The organism is Phycisphaerales bacterium AB-hyl4, from assembly GCA_041821185.1.
GTDB lineage: Bacteria > Planctomycetota > Phycisphaerae > Phycisphaerales > Phycisphaeraceae > Natronomicrosphaera > Natronomicrosphaera hydrolytica.
Genome location: JBGUBD010000018.1, coordinates 68,744 through 78,813, shown reverse-complemented (window position 1 = coordinate 78,813; position 10,070 = coordinate 68,744). Strand labels below are relative to the sequence as shown.

Sequence of the window (10,070 nt, the reverse complement as noted above, 5' to 3'; positions counted from 1 at the left end):
AAACAGCTCCCCGAGCAGAGCTCGAACCTGCAACCTAGCGATTAACAGTCGCTCGCTCTACCAATTGAGCTATCGGGGAATTGAGGCGAGCCCATAAGAATAACGAAGTTTTCATACGATCAAGCGGCCCTGCCATGATTTGCCAGATCCCCCTGCTTCGATAAACAAATCACCGCTGTCGGCCGCCCGGCGGCGTCGGTTCGAGGAACTCCCAGACGATAGCTCTTGCCGTCATATCAACCAATTCATTCACTTCGCAGCGACCAGGTATCACCGCCTGCGTCCGCGATCTGCCAGGCCCGACCGCTTCCCTGCTCGCGAAGGACCATTCGGCCTGCCGAGGCTTGTAGCGTCCAGTGTTCCGCCGCCCCAGGCGATTCGAGGCCGACGCCGTCGTCCTGCCGGCGCAAATGCCAGCCGGCGACCTGGCCGAAGCTGTCGACGGCGATGGCGTGAACCGTCAGACTCTCAGCCACCGCGTCGCGCTGTCGGAACTGCAGGCTTACGCCGCTGCCCGACAAACCTTCTCCGAGTTGTGCAGGCTTAGGATGGTAGGCATCGTGAACGTATGTATGGCGCATCAATCGCGCACAGCTCGGGCTGACGTTCTCCGAAGCATGAAACAGCTTCATGCCTGCTTCACCACGGCGAGCCACCACGCGATCCGGCGGCACGAACTTCATCTGCAATTGCCCGTCGCGATTGTTCAACAGCCAATGCCAATTCACCAGCACCGGCTCATCAGCCACAACATGATCGACCACAAACAGCACGCGCGGCGCAACGAACACCCAGAAGCGGGCAAAGCGACGTATCGGTTGGCCATACACGTCGGCACACTCCGACCCGATCACGCTTACCGCATTCAACCGTTCCGCCAGCAGCCGCCGTCCCCCACGCGGAACCGGCGGCTCAAGTTCACCGTCAACAAGGCGACGACGCTGGCCGACTTCCTGGTGGGTCATCGTCGGCGGCGTCGTACCGTTGGGCAACTCAAACGTGCAGGTATTGTGAGCAATTGTCGAACGGTCATGCCGCACCGGCTGGCCGCGATAGCAGGAATGGCCCGGATCAAGCAGCATCCGTTCGCGTCGATGCGCCAATATGAAGCTGTTCAGATCCGCATGTTGATGCGAGTGCACGTGCACCGGCTCACCGCCGCCGCGAATCGCGAGCACCGTCTGCCCCGCCCATTCGTCGCGAACGATCACGTTGCCGTTGCTGTACGCCTGCATCACCGACATGCCCAATGCCTCGGCGCTTTGCGGCGACACGTCGCTGGCATTGGCCCAAAGAGCAGGCGCAAGGAAGCCCGGCCGCGTCACGAAGCCGAAGCTGGCACGATCAAACGGCCCCTGCGCCAGCAGAGGCAAATGCACCTGGTCAAATAACCAGCGAGCCAGCGCCGCTACTTCGGGCAGATGCGACTTCGCTCTCGCCGCGATATGCAGCAACACGTCGCCGTCCGGCGCAGCGATGGCCCCACTGTCGTTGAAATTCACCATCCGCGCCCGCGGCGCGGCGCCCCACCCCGACATCGGCTTGAGGTACATCAGATTTGCCGCCCACCAACGGACGCATCGCGCATAACGATCAATCGAGAGCTGCTCCGCTAACGCTTCGTCATGCCGTACGAGCGACTCGTACATCACCATCATGCCCCACGCCGCATAGCTGGCATACTGCGACGACTCGCCGTAGCTGCCGTCGGGTTGGAACATGTCGGTGCATAGTTGAAACTCTCGCGTCGCGCGTTCAATCCCCGCCGCCTCCTCAGCCGCCACCGCCGCGGCCGCAAGCCCCGCTCCGAGGATGCAGCGCTGGTTGAAGTACATGTCCTGATCCAGCCAGCGTGTGCAAAGCGGCACGCCCCTTTCGCCCAGCACCTGCCGTGCCTCAGTCAACTCCGCCTCGGTAAACGCACCACCTGCAAGGTCAATCGCCGCAGCCACCGCGACGCATACGTGCGCCGTTTCAAGCCAGCCGCTGGAAGGCTTCAATGAGTGATCGCGAAACCATGGCCCGACCCAGTCGCTCTCGTCACGCCGAACCACGTCATTCACAACCCCAACAACCCATCGGCCAACCTGTTCGCTCGGCTGCAACCGATACGCCATGGCAGCCTCAGCCAGATATTCGACAATCAAGTGCCACCAGTCCACCGTGGCATGCTCATCCATCAAGCCCGGCCGCGTCGCCCGCTCGTCAGCTCGCTGCAACATCGACCACCGCAAGCTCGCTGCCGGGTCGCTGCCCTTGTTTGCCTTCCACCACTGAGCTTCTTGTTCATTAAGAAAAATTGACACGTTCGTTGCTCCCTGAAGGCGTCACACACTCACGCGGGTCATTTGCTTCGGAAAAAATACCAAGGCTCAAACACCACGTCGTGCATGACGATGTGCTCAGGCAGGCCGACCACAAACGACACCACTTCGGCCACATCCTCCGGCTGGAGGAACTTGTCATGTGGCACGGGCCGATCACCCCAGAAGCCCGGCGTGCTCACCGCGCCAGGGCTCACCAGCGTCACCCGCACATTGGCCTCCTTCGTCTGCAACGCGAAGCCGTTGGAAAGCATGTTCATCGCGGCCTTGGCGGCGCAATAGGCCGGGGCGTTGGGGTTGGCCGACTTGCCCGCAACGGAGCTGATGCTGACGATCAGCCCGCCACGTGCTTTGTCCGTGTGCGCGAGAAAGTGTTTTGAACAGAGAAACATTCCCTTGACGTTCACGTCGAACGTCCGTTGGAAGTCGTCAACATTCATCTCCGCAAGCTTGGCGGGCACGCTCATTCCCGGCACGTTGACCAGCGTGTCCAGTCGGCCGAAGTGCTGCCTGGCCGCAGCGAGCGCCGCCGACACGGCTGCCTCATCGGTCACGTCCGCGGGCGCGACGAACACGTCGCCGCCCAGATCCTTGCAAAGCGCATCCAGCTTGGCCTTGTCACGCCCACTGATGGCGAGCTTCGCCCCGGCCTCGGCAAGCTGCCGCGCCACCGCGCCGCCAATGCCGCCCGTCGCGCCGGTGACAAAAATGACCTGGTCTTTCAATCGATTCATCGTGTGATCCCTTTCATTCATATTGCTGACCTACGCGTTGCTCGGCTGAACAAGAATCTTGCCCGACACCTCGCCCGCGAGCATACGGCCGATCGCGGCTTCAAGCCCGGCCAGATCCGTCTGACCGCTGATCAACTGCTCAAGGTCGAATCGTTTCTTCTCGACGATCTGCTCAAGCAGCCGAACCGTTCGGCGGAAATCCTCCTCCGTGTACACCCGGCTGCCGACCAGCGACAGTTCTTTCAATGTGAGTTTGAACAGGTCGGCCACCGGCGGCTTGCCGAAGAAGCCCACCTGCACCAATCTGCCACGCACCCGCGCCGCCTCGATCGCCAGCGCCACCCCCGGCTCCGAGCCGGACACCTCGAATACCACGTCGAACCCGTCGCCGTCGGTGCGCTCGCGCGCCTGCTCAGCCGCATCCTGTCTGGCGTCGATCGTGGCGAAGCCAAACGCCGCCGCCTGCTTCAAGCGGGCCTCACTGATCTCGCTTACCGCCACCTCCGCCCCGGCCGTCTGCGCCACCATCGCCACGATCAACCCGATCGGCCCGGCACCGACCACCAACGCCCGGTCGCCCGTCTGCACGCCGCCCTGCCGACACACGTGCATGCCGACCGCAAACGGCTCGGTCAGCGCCGCTAGTGCGTCCGCCAGGCCGTCGGGCACAGCGATCACCTTCTTTGCCGGCGCGAGGAAATACTCGCCAAACGCACCGGCCTCATGGATGCCAAGCAGCTTCAGCTTGCGACATACATGCACCAGGCCACGCCGACACGCCTCGCACTGCCCGCAACTGATCAACGGCTCGACCACCACCCGCCGACCCACCTGCGTCTCGCCTTCATCCGGCACATCCGGTCCAACCGCGTCGACGATGCCGACAAACTCATGCCCCTGCACGATCGGCGACACCGCCGTGGGATGATGCCCCTGAAAGATGTGCAGGTCCGAGCCGCAAATGCCCGCCAGCGTCGTGCGAACCCGCACCTGCCCCGGCCCGGGCTCGGGAATCGCCAGCGACTGCAACTCGAGCTTGCCCCATCGCGTCGTCACCGCTGCCTGCATCGTCGTCGTGTTCATCAGAATGCTCCGCCTTTCTTGACCACTTCAGTGGCCGACATGCCTTCGTCAATCCACCTTTTGTATTCCTGCTCGTCGCGGCGCAATGCCTCGGCCCGCTCGAGCACCGTCATCGCCAACCGCCGCGGCACGATCACCGCGCCGTCAATGTCAGCGAAGACAATGTCGCCGGCGTGAATGTCAACGCCGCCGATGCGGATCGGCACCTGGTAGCCCACCATGCGGAACCGTCCGAGCATCGCGTTGGACGTGCGATACCGGCACCAGACGGGGAACTGCTGGTCGAGTACGAGTTGCGTATCGCGCACCCCGCCGTCGATCACCGCCCCCCGACAGCCGGCACGGATCGCCGCCTTGGTCATCACCTCGCCCCACTGGGCCGACGTGTCGTCCTCGCCTGTGTCCCAGACGACCACGCTGTCCGCGTGAATCGCTTCGAGCATCTGGGCCCGCTGCTCCATCTCGCCTTCGACCGTCAGCGTCTTCATGCCCTTGACGGTAAAGACGATGCCCGCGACGCGCATGTCGCGCTCCAGCGGCATGATCGAAGGCGGCAGCGCCTGATAGAGCAATTGTTCATCGCGAAGGATGTCGTTGACCACGCCGGTGTAGAGCAGCTCGTAGCGACGGCAAAGCTCTGCGTCATCAATCGGCAACAGCTCGACGTTCGGCAGCGGGGGGGGTTGATAAGGCATGGCGGTGCAACTCCATTTAAGTTGCATCAGGTGTACCCCACCCGTCCGATGCCGTCCATGCACGCGCCGCCATAATTTTGCACATTTCGCCTGATCGTGTTACACCACGCCACGTGGAAACGCCCTACCGCACGCTCGACGGACCGGCCGACGCGCACAACGATCGCTTCGACGCGGCGATTCGTCACGTCGGGTTCGTGCTCTACCGCGATCGGCCGATCGACTGGTCGATCAACAAGCTGGTCAACCAGCGACACGACATCATCGCCTTCGCGACCGCAGGCCGAGCGTGGTATCGCTGCGGCAGCGAGCGATTCGAAGCACGTCGCGGCACGATGCTGTTCTTCCCGCGCGGCACATCGCACTCGGCCCGAAGCGACCCCAAAGCGCCTTGGTCGTTCTACTCGGTGGGGTTTCATCTCGAGCCGACTGCCGACGGCACGCTCGACGCGTTTCACGAACTGCCGCACCGCCTGCGCCTGGCCAACGTCACGCAGATCAGCGATACGTTCAAGCAGCTCCAACGGCTCTGGACCACGCGAGAACCGGGCTATTCGATGGCTTGCCGGGGGCTGATCCTGCTGCTCATGCAGCAATACGCCGCCGCCGCCGTCCGCGCCAACCGACGCGTCCCCCACAGCGAACGGCTTCAACGCATCATCAAACACCTGCACGACCACGTTGGCCATATCTATGCCGTGGGCGAACTCGCCGACATGGCAGGCTTGAGCGAATCACGCTTCCGCCTGCTGTTCAGCCAACTCACCGGTAGCTCCGTCACGCGTTACCAGAACCGCTTGCGCATCCAGGCCGCACAGGATCGCCTGGCCAGCGGCCAGTTCCGCGTCGGCGAAGTGGCCGGCCAACTCGGCTTCCGCGACGTCTATTATTTCTCCCGCCTGTTCAAGCGCATGACCGGTGTTTCGCCTTCCGCTTGGTCGCAGACGTGATCTCATCAAGCAGATTGTGCAACACCTCGGCGAATGGTCCATTGCATGATCCGCCTGCCAGCTCACAATAGGTTCATCAAACCGACAGCACCTTCGGGAGACTGTGAAGATGAGCCTGGACACTTTCAAACTCGACGGACAAACCGCCCTGGTGAGCGGCGTCGCCACCGGCCTCGGGCAGGCCATCGCCGAGGGGCTTGCCGCCGCGGGCGCCGACATCGTCGGCGTGTATCACACCACACCCCCCGACCACGCTCGGCAGGCGGTTGAGGCAACCGGTCGGCGATTCGTCGCGCTGCAAGGCGACCTCGGTCAGCCGGCCACGATGGCAGCGCTGGTCGAGCGGGCGCTGGGTGATGTGTCGCGTATCGACATCCTCGTGAACAACGCCGGCATCATCCGCCGGGCAGAGCTGCTTGAGTTCACCGAGACGGATTGGGACGACGTGATCGACGTCAATCTCAAGAGCCTGTTCCTGCTCAGCCAGTCGGTCGCTCGCCACATGGTCGAGCGCGGTGAAGGCGGCAAGATCATTAACATCGCCTCGCTGCTGAGCTACCAGGGCGGCATCCGCGTGCCCAGCTACACCGCCAGCAAGCACGGCGTACTCGGCCTGACCCGACTGATGGCCAACGAACTCGCGCCCAAAGGTATCAACGTCAACGCGATTGCCCCCGGCTACATCGCCACCGCCAACACGCAAGCGCTGCGAGACGACCAGACACGCAACGCTCAGATCCTCGAGCGCATCCCCGCCGGCCGATGGGGCGTTCCCGACGACCTCAAAGGCGCAGCGATTTTCCTCGCCTCGACCGCCGCTCGTTATCTGCACGGCTCGACCCTTACCGTCGACGGAGGTTGGCTCGCACGATGAACACATTCACCCCCTCATCCACAAACCCGGTCACCATGCCGCCCCTGGATCTCGCGGTCGCGTTGTACGACCACTACGAATCAATTGACGAGGTCAAACACTACTACGGCCTGCTGGCGATTTACGCGCTGGCACGCGCTGCCGAGCTGATCCACGACAACACCGCCCTGCTCAACCGATGCCGCAACATCCTCAAACGGTTTCCGCTGGAAATCAAGCACCCCAATTACAACTTCATCAACTACCGCATCGGCGGCATTCCACGGGCATACATGCTCTACCGTGGGCACATGACCGACGAAGCAACGCGCATCTACGTGCATGAATATGCCGAGCAGCTGATGCACTCGCCGCGCAGCGACAGCGGCGTGGTGCTGAACATGCGCCGGCAGAACGAAATCGCCAGGCAGATGGTTTGGATCGACGTGGCGATGCCGGTGACGCCCTTCCTGCTATTCGCAGGCCTGACCTTCGGCCAACCGGACTGGATTGACGAAGCCGCCAGGCAGACGTTTCTCCATTACGATGAACTGCTGAACCCGGACAACGGCCTGCTGCATCAATGCAAGAATTTCACCGTGCCGGGCGCTGTCACGGACGACCACTGGGGCCGAGGCAATGGCTGGGGCTTGATCGCGCTGACCGAACTTGTGCAATACCTGCCCGCCGACTCGCCCCATCGCCGACAAGCCGAGCAATACTTTGTTGATCACACCCGGGCATTGCTGCCCCATCAATCGCCTCGCGGCTTGTGGCGACAGGAAATCCCCCTGCCCACCGCCTGGGAAGAATCGTCAGGCACGGGATTGATTCTCTATGGCTACGGCGTCGGGCTGCGGCTGGGACTGTTGCCCGCCGATCAGTTCCGACCCGCCTTTGATCGCGGCATCGCAGGTCTGCGACAACATGCGATCAAGGCGGATGGCTCGATCGAACTGTCATGCCCGGGCTGCCGCTGTCCCGGCGAAGGCGAACGTCGCGGCACGGTGGCCGCGTACGTCGAAGACAAGCAGCCGTATCGCGACGAACCTCACGGCGCAGCTCCGTTAATATTGGCGCTGACCGAAGAAGCCCGGCTGAATCAATCGACCAATGCCTGAAAGCGTTTTGACGATCATTCGCCTCGAAGGACAGCACGATGGCTATGGCACTCAAACACGTTGCGTTTCCCGTGCCCGACCGCTGGTGCGTGCATGGTTACTACACGCTCTGCCCCTATGCGCCGGATGATTCGGGGCGGATCGTCATTGCCGGAGCGGATTTGGATCGCGACCTCGCCGAGGTCATCATTCTTTCAGCGGAGGGCGACGTACTCGACCGCTTCGGCAGAGTCACGCCCACCGCGAGCTTCTGGCATACGGGCTTGTGGCAGAGCTGGTCGCCCGATGCGCGGTTCATCTACTACCAGAGCGGCTCGCTTCAGTCACCGCGCATAACGCGACACGAACTCGCGACAGGGCGACAGGTCACCATGGAGGGTGACGTCGAGGGCGTCCCGCCGTCCGGCGAGCCGGCGATCTCGTGCAGCCACGGCCTGCTCTATGCCGCGGGCTACGGCGACGGCCAGTACAAACCGCAGCAGGCCCCCGTCCCGTTTCAGGCACGCGACCGGCACGGCATGTCGCAACTGGGATTCGACCCGCCGCACGAGCAACTCGTGCTCAGCACGCAACAGATTCTCGATCGCCATCCGCAACGCGATCGCCTGCTCGAAGCCGACCGCGAAATCCGCAGCCGACTCGGCAAAGATGATGGCCTGACGCTGATGACCTACTGCGTCCGCTGGAACCAAGTCGGCTCGCGGTTTCTGTTTTACTTCGGCAATCATTGCGTCGTCAAAGACCGCGGCGAGCCACGCCTCGCTTACGTGTTCACCGCGGATCGGGACATGAAAGACATTCACCTCGCGCTCGACTTAAGCTTTGGTCGGCGCGGCGTGCACTGGGGTTGGCAGCCGGACAACGAGCACCTGATCGGCTACGGACCGCACCCCGACGACCCCGGCCGATCATGCCTGGCCGAAGTGCGATACGACGGCACGGGCTACCGCATGCTCAGCGAGCATCACAGCGGCGGGCATCCGTCCGTCAGCCCGGCTGACCGCGATCTGATCGTCACCGATGAAGGAACCACCGCAGGCGGCGCGGTCCTCTTCATCTCGCGCAGCACGGGTGCGGAGCTGGCCCGCGTCGCGTTGCCGAAATTCGTCGGCGATCGCGAACCGGCCGGCCGAAACGCGCAGCGCATCTGCCATCACCCTGTCTTCTCCCACGACGGCACGCGTGTATTGTTCAACACGCTGCCCGGCCGGGAGGCGGTGCTCGGCGAACTCGCTCTGCCGGAAGGGAAGCTGCCATGAGTTTCTGGATCTGGCTCGACAGCGGACTGAGCACGCCGCCGACGCGCAAGAACCTTCGCGAGCGGCTCTCATTGTGGTGGGGCCGACGCCTCGCGTTGCGGCATAATCATGTGCAGATCGACCCCACTGCTCGCATCAGTGCCGAAAGTCGAATCAACCCACGCCACGGCGCGATTCGCATCGGCGCCCACACAAGCATTGCGCCTCACGCCATCCTGCAAGGCAACATCACGCTGGGCGACCACTGCTCCGTCCAGGCGTTCAGCATGCTCGTCGGCTACGGCACGCCGGAGAACCCCACCGGCCAGATCCAGATCGGCAACCACGTCCGCATCGCGCCGCACGTGATGATGATCGCGGGCAACCATGTGTTTGACGATGTCGACCGCCCCATCACCGAGCAGGGCGTGCGTCACGATCCCATCACAATCGAAGACGACGTCTGGATCGCCGGCCGGGTCACCCTCACCGCCGGCGTCACCATCGGCCGCGGCTCGGTCATCGCCGCCGGCGCCGTCGTCACCCGCGACATCCCGCCGTGGAGCGTCGCCGCCGGCGTGCCCGCCCGCGTGCTTCGCCAACGCAAAGCCGAGCCAGCCACATCATGACCGCCCCACCATGCCGCCGACGATCAGACGAATCGCCTTTATTGCTCGGGGCCAGGCAGCTCATCGCAGAAGGCGGCGAGCTGGTCAAGTGACGGGCTTGCACCATTGCGAACGTAATAGCCGCTGGTGGCAGTGCCGGTGCACAAGGCCTGCTCGACCGACAGGTCGGCAAGAAGGCCGAGGCAGATGCCTGCGTTGACGTTGTCGCCCGCGCCGGTCGAAAGCCTGGGGTTGGCGACGAAGGGGCCGTAGAACGTCGCGGCGGACACGGTCTCGCCCGCTGTAACGCTCGCTGCCCCAGCCCGAGCGTGATGAGCTGCCAAAAGCCGACGGTAGGATCCCAATCCTTGTAGCAAATTTGTAGCGCTTCTCGCGTTCTGCGGAAGGAAATCAGCCGTTGGACCAAAACGCTTGAATCCTCCGCAAACCGCTTGTAATGTAGT

General features: G+C 63.2%; 10 protein-coding genes and 1 tRNA gene. 5 read left to right on the top strand and 6 right to left on the bottom strand.

Annotated elements, in window-relative coordinates; all coding sequences use genetic code 11:
• Positions 1-6 precede the first annotated feature (6 nt).
• The 5 genes from ACERK3_18810 to ACERK3_18790 all read right to left on the bottom strand — a co-directional run bounded on the left by ACERK3_18810 (position 7) and on the right by ACERK3_18790 (position 4,836).
• Positions 7-79: transfer RNA gene (locus ACERK3_18810), tRNA-Asn, on the bottom strand.
• Between the two features lie 166 nt (positions 80-245).
• Complete coding sequence (locus ACERK3_18805; GenBank protein MFA9480326.1) at positions 246-2,306, bottom strand: heparinase II/III family protein; 2,061 nt, start codon at positions 2,304-2,306, stop codon at positions 246-248.
• Between the two features lie 38 nt (positions 2,307-2,344).
• Positions 2,345-3,058 (bottom strand): SDR family oxidoreductase, encoded by a 714-nt coding sequence (locus ACERK3_18800; GenBank protein ID MFA9480325.1) that lies wholly within the window; start codon positions 3,056-3,058, stop codon positions 2,345-2,347.
• 30 nt (positions 3,059-3,088) lie between these two features.
• The gene (locus tag ACERK3_18795) at positions 3,089-4,141 is read right to left on the bottom strand and encodes a zinc-binding dehydrogenase (GenBank protein MFA9480324.1); all 1,053 of its coding nucleotides are present in this window, start codon (positions 4,139-4,141) and stop codon (positions 3,089-3,091) included.
• On the bottom strand, positions 4,141-4,836 hold the full coding sequence (locus ACERK3_18790) for an RraA family protein (protein ID MFA9480323.1): 696 nt from the start codon (positions 4,834-4,836) through the stop codon (positions 4,141-4,143). Before ACERK3_18790 ends, ACERK3_18795 begins: the two co-directional genes overlap by 1 nt.
• A gap of 113 nt (positions 4,837-4,949) precedes the next feature.
• Between ACERK3_18790 and ACERK3_18785 the strand changes: the two genes are divergently transcribed.
• The 5 genes from ACERK3_18785 to ACERK3_18765 all read left to right on the top strand — a co-directional run bounded on the left by ACERK3_18785 (position 4,950) and on the right by ACERK3_18765 (position 9,627).
• Complete coding sequence (locus tag ACERK3_18785; protein ID MFA9480322.1) at positions 4,950-5,786, top strand: AraC family transcriptional regulator; 837 nt, start codon at positions 4,950-4,952, stop codon at positions 5,784-5,786.
• A gap of 109 nt (positions 5,787-5,895) precedes the next feature.
• The gene (kduD, locus tag ACERK3_18780; GenBank protein ID MFA9480321.1) at positions 5,896-6,660 is read left to right on the top strand and encodes a 2-dehydro-3-deoxy-D-gluconate 5-dehydrogenase KduD; all 765 of its coding nucleotides are present in this window, start codon (positions 5,896-5,898) and stop codon (positions 6,658-6,660) included.
• Positions 6,657-7,760, top strand: coding sequence for a glycoside hydrolase family 88 protein (locus ACERK3_18775; protein MFA9480320.1), 1,104 nt, complete (start codon positions 6,657-6,659; stop codon positions 7,758-7,760). Before kduD ends, ACERK3_18775 begins: the two co-directional genes overlap by 4 nt.
• Before the next feature lie 38 nt (positions 7,761-7,798).
• The gene (locus ACERK3_18770) at positions 7,799-9,019 is read left to right on the top strand and encodes a hypothetical protein (protein ID MFA9480319.1); all 1,221 of its coding nucleotides are present in this window, start codon (positions 7,799-7,801) and stop codon (positions 9,017-9,019) included.
• Positions 9,016-9,627: a DapH/DapD/GlmU-related protein gene (locus tag ACERK3_18765; GenBank protein MFA9480318.1), complete on the top strand. Its 612-nt coding sequence runs from the start codon at positions 9,016-9,018 to the stop codon at positions 9,625-9,627. Before ACERK3_18770 ends, ACERK3_18765 begins: the two co-directional genes overlap by 4 nt.
• A 38-nt stretch (positions 9,628-9,665) precedes the next feature.
• Here the strand turns inward: ACERK3_18765 and ACERK3_18760 are convergent, their stop codons facing one another.
• On the bottom strand, positions 9,666-9,896 hold the full coding sequence (locus ACERK3_18760; protein ID MFA9480317.1) for a hypothetical protein: 231 nt from the start codon (positions 9,894-9,896) through the stop codon (positions 9,666-9,668).
• Between the last annotated feature and the right edge of the window lie 174 nt (positions 9,897-10,070).

Coding starts and splice junctions, on each gene's coding strand:
- ACERK3_18770 (MFA9480319.1), top strand. CDS start 7,799: ATGGCTATGGCACTCAAACACGTTGCGTTTCCCGTGCCCGACCGCTGG.
- kduD (MFA9480321.1), top strand. CDS start 5,896: ATGAGCCTGGACACTTTCAAACTCGACGGACAAACCGCCCTGGTGAGC.
- ACERK3_18765 (MFA9480318.1), top strand. CDS start 9,016: ATGAGTTTCTGGATCTGGCTCGACAGCGGACTGAGCACGCCGCCGACG.
- ACERK3_18800 (MFA9480325.1), bottom strand. CDS start 3,058: ATGAATCGATTGAAAGACCAGGTCATTTTTGTCACCGGCGCGACGGGC.
- ACERK3_18790 (MFA9480323.1), bottom strand. CDS start 4,836: ATGCCTTATCAACCCCCCCCGCTGCCGAACGTCGAGCTGTTGCCGATT.
- ACERK3_18775 (MFA9480320.1), top strand. CDS start 6,657: ATGAACACATTCACCCCCTCATCCACAAACCCGGTCACCATGCCGCCC.
- ACERK3_18795 (MFA9480324.1), bottom strand. CDS start 4,141: ATGAACACGACGACGATGCAGGCAGCGGTGACGACGCGATGGGGCAAG.